This is a genomic window from Exiguobacterium sp. QJM3NY_9, from assembly GCF_056173545.1.
The window spans coordinates 1,212,926-1,231,620 of the sequence record NZ_CM149679.1; the positions used below are offsets into that span (position 1 = coordinate 1,212,926).

Annotated in this window: 15 protein-coding genes; 12 read left to right on the forward strand and 3 right to left on the reverse strand. The window is 49.5% G+C overall.

Annotated features, from left to right (window positions below; all coding sequences use genetic code 11):
* Positions 1-427: 427 nt before the first annotated feature.
* Positions 428-922, reverse strand: a complete 495-nt coding sequence (locus AC0VYQ_RS06030; protein ID WP_159173715.1) for a hypothetical protein — start codon at positions 920-922, stop codon at positions 428-430.
* A 255-nt stretch (positions 923-1,177) separates the two neighbouring features.
* On the opposite strand from AC0VYQ_RS06030, the gene acnA reads away from it, so the two are divergent.
* From acnA to AC0VYQ_RS06080, 10 genes are all read left to right on the forward strand, one after another.
* Positions 1,178-3,901 (forward strand): aconitate hydratase AcnA, encoded by a 2,724-nt coding sequence (gene acnA, locus AC0VYQ_RS06035; protein ID WP_475404457.1) that lies wholly within the window; start codon positions 1,178-1,180, stop codon positions 3,899-3,901.
* Between the two features lie 65 nt (positions 3,902-3,966).
* On the forward strand, positions 3,967-4,431 hold the full coding sequence (locus tag AC0VYQ_RS06040) for a DUF3939 domain-containing protein (RefSeq protein WP_475404458.1): 465 nt from the start codon (positions 3,967-3,969) through the stop codon (positions 4,429-4,431).
* Between the two features lie 198 nt (positions 4,432-4,629).
* A complete protein-coding gene (locus tag AC0VYQ_RS06045; RefSeq protein WP_475404459.1) occupies positions 4,630-5,337 on the forward strand; it encodes a hypothetical protein in 708 nt (235 codons plus the stop codon).
* 76 nt (positions 5,338-5,413) lie between these two features.
* Positions 5,414-7,657 (forward strand): AAA family ATPase, encoded by a 2,244-nt coding sequence (locus tag AC0VYQ_RS06050; RefSeq protein ID WP_475404460.1) that lies wholly within the window; start codon positions 5,414-5,416, stop codon positions 7,655-7,657.
* A gap of 12 nt (positions 7,658-7,669) precedes the next feature.
* On the forward strand, positions 7,670-8,104 hold the full coding sequence (locus AC0VYQ_RS06055) for an acyl-CoA thioesterase (protein ID WP_034801290.1): 435 nt from the start codon (positions 7,670-7,672) through the stop codon (positions 8,102-8,104).
* Between the two features lie 95 nt (positions 8,105-8,199).
* Entirely contained in the window at positions 8,200-9,228 is a 1,029-nt protein-coding gene (locus tag AC0VYQ_RS06060; protein WP_475404461.1) for a M15 family metallopeptidase, read from the forward strand.
* Positions 9,229-9,245: 17 nt separating this feature from the next.
* Positions 9,246-9,857: a glycerol-3-phosphate 1-O-acyltransferase PlsY gene (gene plsY, locus AC0VYQ_RS06065; RefSeq protein WP_214767442.1), complete on the forward strand. Its 612-nt coding sequence runs from the start codon at positions 9,246-9,248 to the stop codon at positions 9,855-9,857.
* Between the two features lie 205 nt (positions 9,858-10,062).
* A complete protein-coding gene (locus AC0VYQ_RS06070; protein ID WP_029333368.1) occupies positions 10,063-10,827 on the forward strand; it encodes a DeoR/GlpR family DNA-binding transcription regulator in 765 nt (254 codons plus the stop codon).
* A gap of 24 nt (positions 10,828-10,851) precedes the next feature.
* Positions 10,852-11,511, forward strand: a complete 660-nt coding sequence (locus AC0VYQ_RS06075; protein WP_088836795.1) for a copper homeostasis protein CutC — start codon at positions 10,852-10,854, stop codon at positions 11,509-11,511.
* A 190-nt stretch (positions 11,512-11,701) separates the two neighbouring features.
* The gene (locus tag AC0VYQ_RS06080) at positions 11,702-12,334 is read left to right on the forward strand and encodes a DUF975 family protein (RefSeq protein ID WP_475404462.1); all 633 of its coding nucleotides are present in this window, start codon (positions 11,702-11,704) and stop codon (positions 12,332-12,334) included.
* 1,432 nt (positions 12,335-13,766) lie between these two features.
* Here AC0VYQ_RS06080 and AC0VYQ_RS06085 read toward each other — a convergent pair.
* Together AC0VYQ_RS06085 and AC0VYQ_RS06090 are read right to left on the reverse strand one after the other, a co-directional pair.
* Positions 13,767-14,648 carry an NAD(P)-dependent oxidoreductase gene (locus AC0VYQ_RS06085; RefSeq protein ID WP_475404463.1) on the reverse strand — a complete coding sequence of 294 codons (882 nt, stop codon included), beginning with the start codon at positions 14,646-14,648 and terminating at the stop codon, positions 13,767-13,769.
* On the reverse strand, positions 14,645-16,393 hold the full coding sequence (locus tag AC0VYQ_RS06090; protein WP_475404464.1) for an ABC transporter ATP-binding protein: 1,749 nt from the start codon (positions 16,391-16,393) through the stop codon (positions 14,645-14,647). Before AC0VYQ_RS06090 ends, AC0VYQ_RS06085 begins: the two co-directional genes overlap by 4 nt.
* A 130-nt stretch (positions 16,394-16,523) precedes the next feature.
* On the opposite strand from AC0VYQ_RS06090, the gene AC0VYQ_RS06095 reads away from it, so the two are divergent.
* Both AC0VYQ_RS06095 and AC0VYQ_RS06100 read left to right on the forward strand, forming a co-directional pair.
* Positions 16,524-16,961, forward strand: a complete 438-nt coding sequence (locus AC0VYQ_RS06095) for a YaiI/YqxD family protein (RefSeq protein ID WP_088836799.1) — start codon at positions 16,524-16,526, stop codon at positions 16,959-16,961.
* A 70-nt stretch (positions 16,962-17,031) separates the two neighbouring features.
* The gene (locus AC0VYQ_RS06100) at positions 17,032-18,681 is read left to right on the forward strand and encodes a sensor histidine kinase (RefSeq protein ID WP_251132542.1); all 1,650 of its coding nucleotides are present in this window, start codon (positions 17,032-17,034) and stop codon (positions 18,679-18,681) included.
* Positions 18,682-18,695 lie beyond the last annotated feature (14 nt).

An 18,695-nucleotide genomic window follows, 5' to 3' on the forward strand; every position in this document is an offset into this window, starting at 1 on the left:
TTTAAATGCTAATCTCTCAGTCAATTCAGATTTTAAACAAGGGGACTGACTCAAAAGAGAGTGCATCTTTTGATTAAACTGAACGAAGGGAGGCAGATGATTGGATTAAATCCGATTATCTGCCTCCCTTTTCTTTCTTTTTCAATTGATGTATTAGATTAGAAACGGTTTTTTGACCAGTTTTCGGAGATTATGAGCGATAGCTACCAACCCGAATTCCAGTTCTGTTTGATGGACCCAAACACAGACTCGACTTCGATTTTCCGCTTGCTGAAGACGGACTTATCGTTTGGAGATTCGAGATTCTTTTCATATTTTGTTTTAGACCAAGCCATTTGGATGAGCGACATACAATTTTTCATCAACTATCTACATCAAAAACGCCCCCGAAAAAGCGGGGACGAAGCAAACATCTTAAATTTTTAAATCACACCGTCTCATCCGTAAACGTTTCACCCGTCCGGCGCACGGTCGCTCCGAGTTCAGCCGCAATCGCATTGATCGCTTCTGAATCTTCATTTACCTCACTGATGATGATGACGCCATAGTGATCGGCACTGATTTGGTTCAGCGTCCGGTTAAATAAATCAAACGAATCGCGTTCGTTTTTTTCGTCCCGGTTTGCGCCGATCAAGTATCCGGCAACAGAACCGACGAGCATCCCGAATGGTCCACCGACGACACCGACTGCCATCCCGATCATTGAACCTTTGAACGATTGATCCTGCTGCGTAAAGTCAATTGCATCGATGAACGAAAACCCGTCCGTCTCATCGCGTTTCGCTAAAACCATCTGCTCCATCTCGATTTCTTTAATCGCTTCGAGGTCCTTGATCATCTCAAAGCCAGTTTTGGCTTTTTCTAAATCGTTGAAAATAATCGTCGTAACGACGTGGGTTGCATCATTTTTATATTCTGCCATAATTTCCGCCTCCAGAAAGTTCTGATGTCGTTCTACAGTTTAGTAGTACCCGGAACGGAAGTATCGAAAACTAGAAACGTGAACTCCGCCTAAGCATATGATTGATATAACTTCTCAATTAGGCGATAAGGAAAACTTATCACAAGTCTTTTGTTCTTTCAAATTGTAACGAGACCCATATTATACTATGATAGAGCTGTACAAGTAAGCGGTATCAGGGGCTTGATGTCGTCAACACTTAAAGGGGGAATCAGCATGAAACAAACGCAATCAACGCAAGACGTGTTTGGTGCACGCCGTTCGTTTGAAGCGAACGGTAAAAATTACAACTATTACAGCCTGGAAAAATTAGAAGAACTCGGACTAACGGAAGTCAAACGTCTTCCATATTCAATCCGTGTCCTGCTTGAATCGGTTCTTCGTCAACAAGATGGTCGCTCAATCACGAAAGAACACGTCGAAAACTTGGCGAAATGGGGAACTGCCCAAGTTTCGAACGATATCGACGTCCCGTTCAAACCGTCACGCGTCATCTTGCAAGATTTCACAGGTGTTCCGACTGTCGTCGATCTCGCGTCACTCCGTAAAGCGATGCAGGACCTCGGTGGAGATCCATCAGTTATCAACCCGGAAGTTCCAGTTGATCTCGTCGTCGACCACTCGGTTCAAGTCGATGCCTACGGTTTCGCTGGCGCACTCGCTGAAAACATGGATCTTGAGTTCGAACGCAACGAAGAGCGTTACAAATTATTACGCTGGGCAACGACGGCATTCGACAACTACCGTGCCGTTCCACCGGCAACAGGAATCGTCCACCAAGTTAACCTCGAGTACTTGGCATCGGTCGTCCTTGAAAAAGAAACGGCAGACGGCACAGTCGACGTCTATCCGGATACACTCGTCGGAACAGACTCACATACGACGATGATCAACGGTCTTGGTGTCCTCGGATGGGGCGTCGGTGGGATCGAAGCGGAAGCCGGCATGCTCGGACAACCTTCATTCTTCCCGGTTCCTGAAGTTATCGGTGTCCGCATCACAGGTGAAATGCACCCGGGAACAACAGCAACAGACGTTGCGCTTCGCGTAACAGAAATGTTGCGTCAGCAAAACGTTGTCGGTAAATTCGTTGAGTTCTTCGGTCCATCACTTCACTTGATGTCATTATCTGACCGGGCGACGATCGCCAATATGGCACCAGAATACGGTGCAACATGCGGATTCTTCCCAGTCGATACAGAAACGTTGACGTACCTTCGCTTGACAGGTCGTGAAGAAGAGTTGATCGAGAAAGTTGAAAACTACTCGAAAGCAAACGGCTTGTTCTACACACCACAAAACGAAGATCCAACGTTCACGAAAACAGTTGAACTTGATCTTTCGACGATCGTTCCTGCGCTTGCCGGACCAAAACGTCCACAAGACCGGATTGATTTGACAGACGTCCACACGTCATTCGAAAAAGCGTTGACAGCGCCGCAAGGCAATGCTGGATTCGGTCTTTCTGAAGACGAAAAAGATAAAGTCGCAGTCGTCCAGTATGAAGACGAAGCGGTCGAAATGCGTACAGGGGACCTCGCAATCGCAGCCATCACAAGCTGTACGAATACATCAAACCCATACGTCATGATCGGTGCCGGACTCGTTGCGAAAAAAGCAATCGACCTCGGCTTGACAGTTCCGAAATACGTCAAGACGTCACTTGCTCCGGGATCAAAAGTCGTAACGGATTACCTTGAGAAATCAGGACTTCAACCGTACCTCGATGAGCTCGGATTCAACACGGTCGGTTACGGCTGTACGACATGTATCGGGAACTCGGGTCCACTCGACCGTGCTGTCGAAGATGCAATCCTCGGTTCAGACCTGCTCGTCTCGTCTGTCCTCTCGGGTAACCGTAACTTTGAAGGTCGGGTTCACCCGCTCGTTAAAGCGAACTACTTGGCATCACCACCGCTCGTCGTTGCATACGCAATCGCGGGAACAGTTGATGTTGATATCATGAATGCATCACTCGGAACAGGTAAAGACGGACAAGAAGTCTTCTTTGCGGACATCTGGCCGTCACGTGACGAAATTCAGACGATCATCAACACCGTCGTCACACCACAAAGCTTCCGTGCTGAATATGATTCAGTCTTCACAGGAAACGAACGTTGGAACAACCTCGACGTTCCGACAGGCGATCAATATGACTTCGACGAAGCGTCGACATACATCCAAAACCCGCCGTTCTTCGAGAACTTGGCGAAGGAAGCTGGACATGTTGAAGCATTAAATGATCTCCGTGTGTTCGGTAAATTTGCGGATTCTGTTACGACAGACCACATTTCACCAGCCGGATCATTCTCGAAAACGACACCAGCCGGTCAATACCTCGTCAATAAAGGCGTTGCACCAAAAGACTTCAACTCGTATGGCTCACGTCGTGGTAACCACGAAATCATGATGCGCGGTACATTCGCGAACATCCGGATCCGTAACCAAGTCGCACCGGGAACAGAAGGTGGATTCACAACGTACTGGCCAACTGGTGAAACAATGGCGATGTACGATGCTGCGATGAAGTATAAAGAAGATGGTACAGGTCTCGTCATCCTCGCCGGTAAAGACTACGGTATGGGCTCGTCACGTGACTGGGCTGCAAAAGGAACGAACTTGCTCGGCGTCAAAGCCGTCATCGCCGAGAGCTTCGAGCGGATTCACCGTTCAAACCTTGTCATGATGGGTGTCTTGCCACTGCAATACGTCGCAGGTACGTCTGCTGAGTCACTTGGTTTAACAGGTGAGGAAGCAATCAGTATCGCGATTGACGAATCTGTCCGTCCGCGTGACATCATCCAAGTTACAGCGACAGCTGCTGACGGAAAAGTCACGAAGTTCGAAGCGATTGCTCGCTTTGACTCGGAAGTCGACATCGATTACTACCGCCACGGTGGAATCTTGCCGATGGTCCTTCGCGAACGTCTGCAAAAATAATGGATTGTCGTTGATTGAAAAGGTGGGGGGAACCCCGCCTTTTTCTATAGGAGGGAGGCCAGCCGATGAGTCGGTTCAAAAAGTGGTTTCAGCCGAAAGAGGAAGAACCGTTACCGATTCGTGATGTCACGCTTGATGAAGTCAAACAGGCGACCCACGAATTTGAGTTAACGTTACCGAAAGGGACGAACCGGACGGTCTTACTCGACGAAGCACAAAAAATTGATTTAGACCGCCTGGCTGTCCACCTCGGTGTCCGGTCGACGCAAAGCTTTTACATGTCGCGGGAAACATTTGCGATCATGGAAGCAAAAGACCGGGACATCGTCTATGAGATGGATCACGTCCAGCTCGCCGTCGATCGCTATTTTGATAAAGAGGATAAGTTACCATTAAAGAAGTATTCGAAAACGTTTCAAGTCGATTGTGCGATGTTATTTGCGACAGGCTTTTTACGCGAATTGCCACAGCATTCGTATTATCTCGTCGACGAATCGATGATCATCGCACGTGAACCAAAAGAAAATTAACCGAAGACGGGATGAATCGCGCGCACGTGATTCATTTCGTCTTTTTTTGTCGATTTGTATGTTCGATGAACGGAATCGTTCAAAAGTCTGCCGTATTTCCTCAGAAATCAGTTGAACTTAGACAAACCCTTTGTATTCTAGGCGTAAAACCGATACCATTAACTATGAATCGAGACTGATTAGGATGGTGTACATGGCATGACGAAACGAACGAGTACATGGATTGCTGTAGCAATCGTGGCAATGGCGATACTCCTTGCCTATAATTTTTATTTACTGAATACGACACAGACCTCTAAAGATGATGAAGCGACTCCCGTCAAACCGTTCTATACGATGTCCCGCATCCAGTATGTCGAAAAGAAATTATCGACGAAGGAGGATGCGCTGGAAGCACGGACGTACGAAGTCGTATTTGACGATCAGGGTCATTTCCGAACGGAGGTCATCGAAGGACCTTCGACAGGCACGACGGCGATTTGGGACGGTGAAATGTTCCGGGAATACGACGCCGACGGCAAGCTAGTCAATGAAACGGAAGCGTCGAAAAGTGTCAGTGCGCCGCGTCCATTCTTATCGCGTGGCTTCAATGAACAAATTCTTGACTTCATCGATAAAGGTGACTTTGGTCAAATCGAGGGCGAGGCGGACATCGCTGGTAATGCAGCAGACGTCTACGTCAAAAAAGAACCGGCCAGCACGGTTCCGGATGAGTGGATTAAACAATATCCATCGTTCTTCGATAAAGAAGACAATCAAGAAGAAGCGACATATTATGTCGCATCCGACCGTTCGAAAGTGTTAGGGGCGGAGTCACGGAATAACGGCAAGTTATTCTATTCCGTCAAAATGAAAAAAATCGAGTCGTTGGATGAATTTGATCCAGCTTGGTTAAAAATGAAGTAATCGAAAAACCGACTTGAACGTCGCACCTCGTGGCGACAAAGGTCGGTTTTTTCGAGAAATAGGAGGGACTAAAGCGATGGAAGCATTCTCGAAAGAGGAGATGTTCAAACAAATTGAAGCCTGGGAACAGGGTGAAAAAGTCGAGGAGGTCCGCGCCTTACGCTACGCACAAAGTAGTCGGCTGATACACGAGACGGAAGCACTCGTCCGGATTCTCGCGCTACTCGTCGAACACCGGTACATCATGACGGGACGGATTGATGCGCTGGCAGAAAGCTGGATTCAAGAAATCAAACAACACGGTCGCTTACCGGAACGCTTGGAGCAATTGATGATTGAACAACAATTACAAGGCAGTTATCAACTGCTCGTCGCGAACACGTTCCCGACGATTCGTGAAACGGATAACGCCAACGCAAAACGCTCGGCGACAAAAGATATGATTCAGCAGGCGAGTCAAATCGTACAAGAAACGGAACAAGTCGTCGAATTGACGGAACGCCTGCGACGGATCGATGCGACGCGCTGGACGGAATTGTTCGAGGCAGCAAAAGCGCTGCTCCTGTCGAGCGCCCGACTCGAACAGACGGCGACGGAGTTCGTCAACAGCTTACAGGAACGGTTTTACTCACGCGAAGCCTTCCGCGAGATGACGGAGCTGAAGGTGACGGCGACGGAAGAGTTACGCCGTGTCGTCTCATTGCTCCCGATTGAGATCAAACAAGTCGAACGCTCGGCACTCGAGGAACTCGATGCGATGATCGGCCTCGAAGACATCAAGCTCCGAGTCCATCAAATGTACCGGTTCTTGAAGTACCAGCAAAAACGGACGGAAGACGGTTACCGGTCGAGTGACCAGCCGTCACTGCACATGATTTTCATGGGCAACCCCGGGACCGGCAAAACGACGCTCGCTCGTCTGATGGCGAAAATCTATCATGAACTCGGATTGCTCGAACGGGCGGAAGTCGTCGAGACGGACCGGTCGTCGCTCGTCGGTGCATTCGTCGGTCAGACAGAAGAGCAAGTCATGAGTAAAGTCCGCGAGGCGGTCGGTGGTGTCCTCTTCATCGATGAGGCCTATGCCTTGAAACGGTCGGGTCAAAGTGGGAATGATTACGGACAAGCGGCAATCGATACGCTCGTCGCGGCGATGACGAGCGGGGAATACGCGGGACGTTTCGCCGTTGTCCTCGCCGGTTATCCGGAAGAGATGCGTGACTTCCTAAAAGCGAATCCGGGACTCCGGAGCCGTTTTCCGGAATCGAACCATTATCTGCTCGCCGACTATACGGATCAGGAATTGCTTGAAATCGGTCGGTCGATTGCGACGTCTAACGATTATGTCTTGACGGATCAAGCGGAGCGGACGCTACTTGCGCGACTCGAGCGCGAACGGGTCGACTCGAGTTTCGGAAACGGGCGTGCCGTCCGTAACATCGTCCTCGATGCAATCTTTAAGAAGGGTGCAAGCCTCGGCGAGAGTGCGAGTCATGAAGACTTTGCCCTGCTCGAACAAGCGGATTTCGAACTTGCGGCACCGGAAGACGAGTCGATTGATGCAATGTTAGCGTCACTCGTCGGTCTGACGGAGCTAAAAGCAGAGCTCAAACAAATCCAGGCACTGCTCTCGATGCAACAGCGTCGCCAGGAAGCAGGCTTTAAAGTCTTACCGGTCGAACTGCATGCCGTCTTTAGCGGCAACAGTGGAACGGGCAAGACGACGGTCGCTGCCCTCTATGCCGACGTCTTGCGTCAAGCGGGATATTTGAAACGTGGACATTTGAAAGTCGTCAGCCGCGCCGACCTCGTCTCCGGTTATGTCGGACAGACGGCGCAACAGACACGGGACGTCATCCGTGACGCACTCGGTGGTGTCCTCTTCATCGATGAAGCCTATTCGTTGAACGGCGGGGCGAATGATTTCGGCAAGGAAGCGATCGATACGCTCGTCGACGAAATGACGAAACATAGCGATAATCTCGTCGTCGTTCTCGCCGGTTACGAGCAACCGATGCAGGCACTGCTTGCAAGCAATCCCGGTCTGAAGTCACGCTTTAAGCGGGAACTTCACTTCCCGAACTACGCGAAAGACGAGTTGATTGAAATTATCGTCAATTACGCGGAACGCTACGGGTATGTCTTGACGGAAGAAGCGCGTCTTGCGTTAGAGGATCAAATTCAAGTCGTACCGAACGGAAACGCCCGTGCCGCGATTACGATCGTCGAGCGGGCAATTGCGAAACAGTCCGTCCGATTGATTGACAAAGCGAGTGTCAGCGGTTCAGAATGGTCCTATCTTGAAAAAGAGGATTTTTAAGGGGGAAGTTACATGCACACGATTGAAATACCGGTTCGCTATGCGGAAACGGACATGATGGGGATCGTTTATCACTCGAACTATCTCGTTTATCTTGAAATCGCCCGGACGGAGCTGATTAAGTCGCTCGGTCTTGATTATAAGGAAATGGAAGAGGCAGGCTACGTCTCACCGGTTACGAACGTCAATCTCGACTACAAACGGTCATTGACGTATGGCGATACGGCGACAGTCTCGGTCTGGATCAGCCATTACGACGGACTGCGGACGATTTACGGCTATGAAGTCAAAAATGCGGATGGTCAACTTGCCGTCGCCGGAAAAACGACCCATGTCGTCGTCAAAAAAGAGAATTTCCGACCGATTCGTTTACCAAAGGTCTTTCCGAACTGGCATGCCATCTATGAACAGATGAGTGCTGAGGATGCACGACTCGTCTCGAACTAAGCCTAAGCCCTCAGCAGGATTTCTTGCTGGAGGGCTTTTCTATTGTGTCAATTAGAGGTAACATAGAATAGCACGAAGGAAGAGGGGAATACACGATGAAGAAAATCGTAGCAGTCAGTACGTTAGCGCTCCTCCTTGCAGGATGTAATCCTGGGGATCAAGGCGCAGAAGATGCCACTAAAACAGAAGATACGACAAAAGAAAAAACGGATGATACCGTCGCCAAGGAAGATAAGAAGACAGACGCAGAAGTAGCGAAAGAAAAAGAAGCAGAAGAAGCAAAAAAAGAAGCGGACGCGAAAGCAGCTGCTGACAAGAAGGCTGCGGAAGAGAAAGCAGCAGAAGATAAGGCAGCAGCAGACAAGAAGGCAGCAGAAGAGAAAGCCGCTGCTGATAAAAAAGCCGCAGACGATAAAGCGACGGAAGATAAAGCAACTGAGGATAAAAAGGATGATGGTAAAACAACATCGTCGCAAGATCCTGAGCCGGATAAAAAGTCTGAACCGGAATCAGAGACACCGGACGTCGATAAATCGGATACGAAAGCCGATTTAGGACTCAATGAACTCGTCGTCGTCAACAAGAAATACAGTCTGCCAATCGACTACAAACCGTCTGATCTCGTCGTTCCAGACATCAGCTTCTCTTATTCGGGTGTGCTCGAACAAAGTTACATGCGCGCACCTGCCGCAAAACAAATTGAGAAGATGTTCGCAGCCGCTAAAAAAGACGGCGTGACATTGAATGCGGTCAGTGGTTTCCGGTCCGGTCAACGCCAGACGGTCCTCTACAATAACTATGTCGCACGAGACGGGAAAGCAGCAGCCGATCAATATTCGGCACGTCCTGGTCACAGTGAACACCAGACAGGGCTCGTCTTCGATATTTCAGCACCGAGCGTCGGAAACGGCTTGACAGCTGAACTCGGCAACACAAAAGAAGGTAAGTGGATTGCGAACAATGCGGCGAAGTATGGTTTCATCGTTCGTTATGATAAAGGGTTCCAAGCGCGGACAGGGTATACGTATGAACCATGGCATATTCGTTACGTCGGTGTCGGTCCTGCAACACAAATCAAAAATAATGGACAGACTCTCGAAGAATATATGAAGGTCGGTCATTAATACTTTGGAGGTTGACCATGATTGAAATCATTGGGATTTTGATTCTCGGCTATCTGCTTGGATCGATACCATTTGCGTTACTTGTCGGAAAATGGGGACACGGGATAGATATCCGCCAGCACGGGAGCGGTAACTTAGGAACGACGAATACGTTTCGTGTCTTAGGTAAAAAAGCCGGGATCATCGTCTTGATTGGGGATCTCGGTAAGGGGGCGGTCGCGAGTCTCGTCCCAATTCTGCTCGCGTCAGAACTCCATCCACTCTTTGCCGGTATTGCGGCAGTCATCGGACATATTTATCCGATCTTCGCAAAGTTCAAAGGTGGAAAAGCTGTCGCGACATCAGGTGGGATGTTGCTCGTGACGAGTCCACTCTTATTCTTGATTTTGCTCGTCTCGTTCTTAACGACGCTTCGTTTTAGTCGAATGGTGTCGCTCAGCTCGATTGTCGCGGCAAGCATCGGAATCGTTGCTGCCGTGTCGATCGGCATCGTACAACACGACTGGATCGTTCCGACGTTCTTTACCGTACTTGCTTTGTTCGTCATCTTCAAACACCGCGATAACATCGGTCGGATTCGTCAAGGGACAGAGTCGAAGATTCCGTTGTTCGATAAAGAAAAGCAATAACAGTCTGACTTTAGTCCACCTTTATTCATGTCATCCGTGAATAAAGGTGGACTTTTTTTGTATGAGGGACGTGTTAATTCTGAAAAAATGAGGAATTCAACAACAATTCATAGGAAGCACACGTTTTTTTACACCGGATTTACAAGACCTTTACAGACGTTCGGTACACTAGAACTAGTACTCGTTAATGAAGGGGGAAGGTCGTGTGTCGTTACTCGGAGAAGAACGAAAAGGACAAATCATGAAATGGCTTGAAGAAGAAGGGAAAGTCATGACGAAAGATTTAATTGATCGATTGGATGTTTCAGGGGAGACCGTCCGTCGCTACCTGGAGGAACTCGAGCGGGACCGCCAACTCAAACGTGTTTATGGGGGGGCGATCTATCAAGGCGGGAAACCGGAATCGCCGATTTCTCGTCGGACGGATCAATTGTCACGTCGTCTTGCGCGTTACGCGAAAGGCTGGCTCAGTGAATACTCCTGTATTTTTTTAGGGAAAGGGGAACCCGTCGAGCACTTATTGCCGTACTTAACGGGAACGGCGACGATTGTGACGAACTCGCTGTCGATCGCAAACCATCTGGAACAATGTCGTAAGAATGGACCGTTCAGCGGTGAAATCCGCTTACTTGGCGGAACTGTCGACACCTATGGTCAAACGGTCGGTGTCGAAGTGTTGCAAGCACTTGATTCCTATGCGTTTGATGCCTGTTTCCTTGCATTTGACGGCGCAGAAATCGAACGAGGCTTCGTTAGTGACGACATCGAGTCATCCTTGATTCAAAAAGCCGTCATCGGTTGTACGAAAGACGTCTATGCCTTTTTAGCATGTGACGAGTTTGAGGGGAACCGCAAGTATAAAGTCGCCGAGTTCCGACGGGCTAAAATCGTCCTCAGTCCTTCGACCTATCCACCATCATGGGAGATGAAGTTGTTTAACGAACGGGTGAACTGGACCGTCGTCTCGTGATACACTGATGCGGGAGGGATGTACATGTTAGAAGTAATCGCAGCAACCGTCGAAGAGGCGACGGCTGCAGAACAAGCAGGCGCAGATCGACTCGAGCTCGTATCTGCCTTATCGGAAGGTGGACTGACACCAAGTTACGGATTGATTCGTCAAGTTCTTTCGGCGGTCGAAATCCCGGTCCATGTCCTTGTCCGGCCACATAGTAAGTCCTTTGTCTATTCAGAAGCGGATCAGGAAACGATCATCACCGATATCGACTTGATTCGTGAATTAGGGGCTGCCGGCATCGTCGTCGGTTCGTTGACAGCGGATGGACGGATTGATGAAGGATTCCTCGGTCGCGTCATCAAACACAAAGGGGAGCTGTCGCTGACGTTCCACCGGGCAATCGACAGCAGCCGTGATATCCACGAAGCAGCAGAGGTCTTAGCCGACTTCCCGGAAGTCGACCGCATTTTGACGTCGGGTGCCAAAGCAACGGCGCTCGAAGGACAAGCGGTCATCGCGGAACTCGTCGAACGACACGAGGAATTGACGATTTTACCGGGCTCCGGCATTACCGTCGAAGCAGCAAAAGAGTTGTTGGAAACGACGAAAGCGACTGAACTCCACGTCGGTTCAGCAGTTCTCGTTAACGGAAAAGTCGATGCATCAAGAGTATCGGCCTTGAAATCACTTCTTTAAAAAAGCATCGGTAACGAGAGGTGCATCTTCCCTGAGTGGGAGGGTGGGCCTCTCCTTTTGTTTGCTGCTGTCGTCCGTCCATCTTTCAGTAGTTTGTCACAACTTTCTCTGAAATCGAAGCACGTCCCTATTTTTTCAAGCGGGACTACGTTAAAATCAAATGGGAAAGTGAAGTGAGAAGGGGTTTATGATGACAAATTCAGCGTACAAAAAAACAGCACTCGCGACATTAAAAGGCAACTGGTTTGTTGGGCTAAGCATTTCAATCGTCTATTTTGCGATTTTTGCCTTAGCGGCCAGTCGAATGTCGTTTGATCAAGAAGACATCGGAAGTATGATGAAGTTCGTTGGCTTGAACATCGTCGTCACGATTATTTTGGCACCGGTCACGGTCGGACGGACGATTTCCTACTTACGGTTCGTTCGAGGTGAAAAAGCCGGCATCGGAACGTTGTTCGAAGGATTCGCTTCGTTGAAATCATATGTCCGGACGATTCTTTCGTACACGGTCGTAACACTGCTCGTCTATGCAGGATCATTTTTGATTTTACCGGCGATCTATTTCTATCTTGTTTACCGACTCGTCCCGTATATTCTCGTCGATCGTCCGGAACTGTCGTTTATTCAAGTATTAGGAGAGAGCCGACGGATGATGCGTGGACAGAAACGACGTTTAATCAAACTCTACATCAGCTTCATCGGTTGGGGAATTCTCGCCTTGTTGAGTACGGTCGGTGTCATCTTCCTGACGCCGTATTTCGATACGACGATGGCACATTTTTATGAGAAATTAAAAGCAGAACGGCCGACAGCGGTCGAATGATTGGCACGGATGGGTCCTCTGAGAAATCGGAGGACCTTTTGAGTTGGACTGGATTCGGAGTAAACCGACCGGTCGTGCCTTCCTGCCTTGCCTCGTCTCCCAAAGTGGTACAAATGTACTGCTATTCGCCAGGGAGCGATTCAAGACGGACGGCTCGGTTGAATCGTTTTGTTTTCAAGAAGCTGAAGAATAGTATGCTCAGAGGAGTATGGTTTACGAGTCATGTGTGGAAATAGGCTTAAATTCGGAGTAAACCGACCGTTCGCGCCCCCCTCCCTTGTCTCGTCTCCCAAGCGGCAGTGATTTGTGCCGCTTCGCTGCGCTGCAGGGTCACAAATGCACTGCTATTCGCTAGGGAGCGATTCAAGACGGACGGCTCGGTTGAATCGTTCTGTTTTTCAAGAAGGCAAAGATAATATGCTCAGAGGTATGCTGTTTGTGAGTCATGTAATGGTAAATTCGGAGTAAACCGACCGTTCGCGCCTTCCGGTCTTGCCTCGTCTCCCGAGCGGCAGTGATTTGTGCCGCTTCGTTGCGTTGCAGGGTCACAAATGCACTGCTATTCGCTAGGGAGCGATTCAAGACGGACGGCTCGGTCGAATCATTTTGTTTTCAAGAAGCCAAAGATAATATGCTCAGAGGTATGCTGTTTGTGGGTCATGTAATGGTAAATTCGGAGTAAACCGACCGTTCGCGCCTTCCGGTCTTGCCTCGTCTCCCAAGCGGCAGTGATTTGTGCCGCTTCGCTGCGCTGCAGGGTCACAAATGCACTGCCATTCGCCAGGGAGCGATTCAAGACGGACGGCTCGGTCGAATCATTTTGTTTTCAAGAAGCCAAAGATAATATGCTCAGAGGTATGTTGTTTGTGAGTCATGTAATGGTAAATTCGGAGTAAACCGACCGTTCGTGCCTTCCTGCCTTGCCTCGTCTCCCAAGCGGCAGTGATTTGTGCCGCTTCGCTGCGCTGCAGGGTCACAAATGCACTGCTATTCGCTAGGGAGCGATTCAAGACGGACGGCTCGGTTGAATTGTTCTATTTTCAAGAAGCCAAAGATAATATGTTCAGAATCGCTTCGCTTTTCGTGACTCCTACGGGAAAAAGCGCAAGGTCACCTTGCGCTGGCAGAGCCAGGCGAGACCCTGCTCCTTGTTCGTCAGAAGCAAGGAGCAACGGCTTGCGGCTCGCCCGAGGAAAGCACGAGAAGCAAGAAGCGATTGCCGCAACAAACGGACTTTGCCCTTTATGATTTCTACGTGGAAAGCACGGGAAACAAGAAGTAATTGCCACAACGAAGGCACTCTCTTCTTATGATTCCTGCATGAAAAGCACGAGAAGCAAGAAGCGGTTGCCACATACGATTTCTCATTAACCGATATCAAGTAATCAAAAAAGGTCCACCCAAATGAATCGGGCGGACCTTTTTGTTACGGTTATTGTTGCGGTGACTTTTCAGCGAGTAATAAATAGAGTGCTTGTGTACCAGACTCACCGTGCCCCATCGCTGCGAGCTCGTCATACAGTGATTTGACGAGCGCGAGACCCGGTGTCGAAATTCCCATCTCATCCGCCCGTTCAAGTGCGAGGCGCATGTCTTTGATGAAATGTTTGACGAAAAATCCTGGTGAATAATTCTCCGCGATGACACGCGGAATCAAGTTCTCGAGTGACCAGCTGCCGGCAGAACCACTTTTAATCGTCTCGACGAACTGGGTCGGGTCGATGCCGGAGCGCGTGACGAACAATAACATCTCAGCTGTCCCGATCATCGAACCGGCAATTGCAATCTGGTTTGCGAGTTTCGCCGATTGTCCTTTTCCGGGACCGCCGAATAAGGAAATCGAGCGTCCCATCGCCTCAAACAATGGTTTGACGTCAGCGAAAGCCTGTTCTTGACCACCGACAAGAATCGCGAGTGTCCCGTTTTTCGCACCAAGGTCACCACCTGTGACAGGTGCATCGAGTGAAACGAGCCCGTTTGCTTGTGCCTGCTCCGCGATTTTGACGGCGAGCGCCGGGCTTGATGTCGTCATGTCAATGACGATCGTCCCGGGCGCAGCATTCGCTAAAATTCCGTCTTCACTGAAGTAAATCTGTTCGACGTCTTCCGGGTATCCGACGATTGAAATGACGACGTCTGCGCCGGTGACGGCTTCTTTAATCGTGTCGACGATCGTCGCCCCGTCCTGTTCGAGCGGTAAGCCTTTTTCTTTTGTCCGGTTATAGCCTTTGACGGCAAAACCGGCTTTCAGTAAGTTTCGCACCATTCCTTGCCCCATGACACCGAGTCCAATAAATCCTATTGTTTTCGTCATCCACGATTCCCCCTGATTGTATCGGTCTGACCGATGAATTGTTGCGTTACGAGCTTATTATACAAAACATTCGTCTCGACGAGGGAGTCATGTGTTCCGATTCCGGAAACCCGTCCGTCTTCGAGAACGATAATTTGATCCGCGTGACGGACTGTCGCCAGGCGGTGAGCGATGACGAACGTCGTCCGTCCGCGCATCAGACGTTCGAGTGCTTCCTGGACGACACGTTCCGATTCTGAGTCAAGGCTTGACGTCGCTTCGTCGAGCAGTAAGAGTTCGGGATCACGCAGCAAGGCACGGGCGATTGCAATTCGTTGCCGTTGTCCACCCGACAGTTTGACCCCGCGTTCGCCGATTTCCGTCATGTAGCCGTGCGGGAACGACTCGATGAAGGCATCGGCATTCGCCATTTCTGCAGCATCGCGGATTTCCTGTTCCGTCACGTCACGGACGAGTCCGTACAGTAAATTATCACGAATCGTTCCCGACAAGACGGGTGAATCCTGCGCGACGTAGCCGATTGCCCGGCGCCAGCTTTCAAGTCGGAACGTATCGATGCCGTCCGGTCCGAGTGAAATATCACCTGACGTCGGTTGATAAAACCGTTCGAGTAACGCAAACAACGTCGATTTTCCAGAACCGCTTGGTCCGACGATCGCCGTCGTCTGGCCGTGCGGCAAAGAAAAGGACACGTCATGCAGTAACGTCGTCTCATCATAGCCGAACGAGAGCTGATTGAATTGAACCGCTCCGAACGGACGGGTGACGTCACGCGTTCCTTGTTGCTCCGGCTGTTCTTCGAGCAGTTCGGAAATTCGTTCTGTCGCTCCGCGTGCTTTCTGGAGCTTCGAAATGAATTCCGTCATCGTCACGAGCGGGGTCATGATTTGGAACAAGTAGAGTGAAAAGGCGACGAGCTCACCGGCAGAAATTTGGTTCGTCGAGACCCGGTAAGCACCGAAGCCGATGATGATGATCAGCATCGATGTCAGCGTCACGTTGAACAGCGGTAACAGAATCGCTTGAATCCGACCTTCTTTGACGCCGAAGCCGAAGAGATTCTCAATCTTTTCGTTTCCACGGTCCATTTCGTAAGACTCGGTTGCTTGCGATTTGATGAGCCGGACTTCGCTCAACATCTCGGCGAAGAAGCCGGATAATCCGGCGAGTTCTTTTTGTGTCGCCCGGGAAATCTCATGCAGTTTCCGGACGAGCGGGATGATGATCAGTAACGTCAACGGAACGGCAATCACCATGACAAGCGTCATCTGCCAATCGAGGAAAAATAAAATCGTGATGGCCCCGATGATGGAAACGACGGATGTCAACAGGCGGACGAGCTGCTCCGACAACAACTGTTGTAACGTCGTCGCGTCATTGTTGAGACGGGAGACGAGCTCCCCTGATTTTGTTTCATCGTAAAACGGAACCGGTAGACCGAGGAGATGTTTCCACAGTAATGTCCGCAAGTTGGCGACGATGCGTTGCCCGGCAATCTGGAGCCAGTAAATCGAAAAGGCGTTACTGACGAGTTGGACGAGAAAAACGACGATGAATAAGGAAATCAGTCCGGGTGTCAGCCGATCGACCGAGAAATTATCAATCAGTGATTTCAAAAACCACGGAATCATCAGTGCCGCTAATGCCTGGATGACCGAGACGGCGACGGCTGCTGATAGCAGACCGACCGGGGGATTACTTTTTTTGAGAAGATGTAAAAATGATTTGAATGTAGCTTGCTCCATACGGGCACTTCCTTTCCTATCTATTGTCTTGCGAAATCGGACTCGGGTCAACTTATAGCGATTCGCTTGACAGTGTTTCTGTTTCTCGCGGACACTTAGGACAGATAGGTAAACAGAGAGGAAGAGGGAAATGAAAGTATTAGTCGATGCCGATGGGTGTCCGGTCGTTGATTTGACAATCCGGTTAAGCGCCGGAGTGGACGTGTTTTTAGTCTGTGATACAGCGCATGAATTTAACCGGGCGGGGGCGACGACGATTACAATTGGACAAGGTCCGGATGCGGTCGATTATGCAATCGTCAACCGGATTTCACCGGGTGATATCATCGTCACACAAGATTATGGACTGGCGGCACTTGCCTTAGCGCGTAAAGGACGGCCGATTGACCAAAATGGACGAATCTTTACAGATGACAATATTGATTTTCTCTTGCATACGCGGCATGTCGGCCAACAAATTCGTCGGGCCGGCGGACGGACGAAGGGACCGAAAAAGCGGACGCGCCTAGAAAACGAGCAATTTGAAGTGTCCTTCCGCTCCTTACTGAAGCAAGAAGAATTCAAATGATGTATGCCCGCCTTCTCATACGCGTGGTATAATTTTAGAAACGATTTTTCAGCTAGGAGGAAGAAATTCATTGAAAAAAGTCATGCGGTACCGTCCAACTAAAAAAACACGACCATATCGTTTGAAGAGTGGATCGTTTCCTTCGATCGAGCAAAGTGCGGACGTCACGACGGATCAGCAACAAATCGGTCAGCTGAAACACGACTTGCTCGCAGCCGAAGATAAATTAAAACACCGAAATGAAATCATGGAAACACTCGCGACACAAAACGTCGAATCTGCGTGCGAGACGCTTCTGTTGAAGCTGCTTCCGCTCATCGGATTGACGCGTGGTGCAATCATTCTCTACCGGCGCGAACAACTCAGTCATGTCGTGACAGAGGCGGTGGAAGAGATGGAATTGATTGAAAAGGACTTAGATCAATATTCCGTTTTGCGCCGTGCATTCGTGATGCGAAAGTCCGTCCAACTGCCGATTGAAACAGGAGGATATGAGTCCGCGATTCCAATCCAGTCACCGAGTAACAACAATGTCGTCGGGTTGATTTATTTAAAGCATGAGTTCGAGCAATTTAATTTAGAACAAGTCGGAGACATCTTAGACTTGTCACGCAAGCTCGGGATGACGTTAGAGCGACACCTCTTGTTCCATCAGATGGAGCATGAAAAAATCAAGACGTACCAGTTACTCGATTCGATTCGCGAAGCAGTCCTCTACATCGAGAGTAGTGGCGAACAAATCTATGCCAACCAAGCGTTGCTCGATATGTTCCCGCCAAAACTGTTGAATCAAGCACAAGGATTTCGGCATGCCTACGAGCGGGCGACATCGCTGTTTGAGCACGTCGACCAACCGGATGCGTTGCACGATTATATTGGTCAGCTGATGAACGGTGATATACCGGGTGAAACGATTGAACTGTCAGCATTTCGAGGCAATCTCTTGCTCAGTGCCTATGCGGAGCGGATTGCGATTGCGAACGTCGAGTGGGGCATGATGCTCGTCTTGCGCGATGTGACGAAAGATAAAGAACTCGACTTGAAGCAAGCTGAATTCGTGTCCATCGTCTCTCACGAACTGCGGACGCCGCTCTCTTCAATCATGGGATTCACAGAATTGTTGATGAAGCGTTCCCTCGACGGGCCCCGTCAAAAGAAATACCTCGAGACGATTTATTCCGAGACCGTCCGTTTGTCTGAGCTGATCCACGACATCCTCGAAATTCAAAAGGGTGAAGATTTGACGCAAGGGGCAACGAAAAGAACGATTGATTTAAAGAAACTGCTGATTGAAATGAAAACGATGTTCGAGTTAGCGAGCAGTGAACATACAGTTCGAATGGCGTTCGGTTCAGGGGCGCATCTCTTGATGGCAAGCGAAGAAAAAATGAAGCAATTGTTTACGAACTTAATCATGAATGCAATCAAATACTCACCGAATGGTGGAAACATCGAGATACGTACTGAAGTGACAGCGCAGGACGTCCGAATTGAAGTCGAAGATGAAGGAATTGGAATTCCGGATAAGGCGTTACCGTTCATTTTTGATAAATTCTACCGGGCCGATAACTCGGATACCCGGAAAATTGGCGGAACAGGTCTCGGACTTGCGATTTGTAAAATGATCGTCATGGACCATGGGGGTTCGATTTCTGTTCAGTCAGAAGTTGGTGTCGGAAGTCGCTTCATCGTCGAGTTCCCAATTCATCCGATGTCATGATACGAAAGGAGGCA

Excerpts from the sequence above, each read along its gene's own strand:
- AC0VYQ_RS06055 (WP_034801290.1), top strand. The coding sequence starts at position 7,670 with ATGCACACGATTGAAATACCGGTTCGCTATGCGGAAACGGACATGATG.
- acnA (WP_475404457.1), top strand. The coding sequence starts at position 1,178 with ATGAAACAAACGCAATCAACGCAAGACGTGTTTGGTGCACGCCGTTCG.
- plsY (WP_214767442.1), top strand. The coding sequence starts at position 9,246 with ATGATTGAAATCATTGGGATTTTGATTCTCGGCTATCTGCTTGGATCG.
- AC0VYQ_RS06095 (WP_088836799.1), top strand. The coding sequence starts at position 16,524 with ATGAAAGTATTAGTCGATGCCGATGGGTGTCCGGTCGTTGATTTGACA.
- AC0VYQ_RS06075 (WP_088836795.1), top strand. The coding sequence starts at position 10,852 with ATGTTAGAAGTAATCGCAGCAACCGTCGAAGAGGCGACGGCTGCAGAA.
- AC0VYQ_RS06060 (WP_475404461.1), top strand. The coding sequence starts at position 8,200 with ATGAAGAAAATCGTAGCAGTCAGTACGTTAGCGCTCCTCCTTGCAGGA.
- AC0VYQ_RS06080 (WP_475404462.1), top strand. The coding sequence starts at position 11,702 with ATGACAAATTCAGCGTACAAAAAAACAGCACTCGCGACATTAAAAGGC.
- AC0VYQ_RS06040 (WP_475404458.1), top strand. The coding sequence starts at position 3,967 with ATGAGTCGGTTCAAAAAGTGGTTTCAGCCGAAAGAGGAAGAACCGTTA.
- AC0VYQ_RS06050 (WP_475404460.1), top strand. The coding sequence starts at position 5,414 with ATGGAAGCATTCTCGAAAGAGGAGATGTTCAAACAAATTGAAGCCTGG.
- AC0VYQ_RS06085 (WP_475404463.1), bottom strand. The coding sequence starts at position 14,648 with ATGACGAAAACAATAGGATTTATTGGACTCGGTGTCATGGGGCAAGGA.
- AC0VYQ_RS06090 (WP_475404464.1), bottom strand. The coding sequence starts at position 16,393 with ATGGAGCAAGCTACATTCAAATCATTTTTACATCTTCTCAAAAAAAGT.
- AC0VYQ_RS06045 (WP_475404459.1), top strand. The coding sequence starts at position 4,630 with ATGACGAAACGAACGAGTACATGGATTGCTGTAGCAATCGTGGCAATG.
- AC0VYQ_RS06030 (WP_159173715.1), bottom strand. The coding sequence starts at position 922 with ATGGCAGAATATAAAAATGATGCAACCCACGTCGTTACGACGATTATT.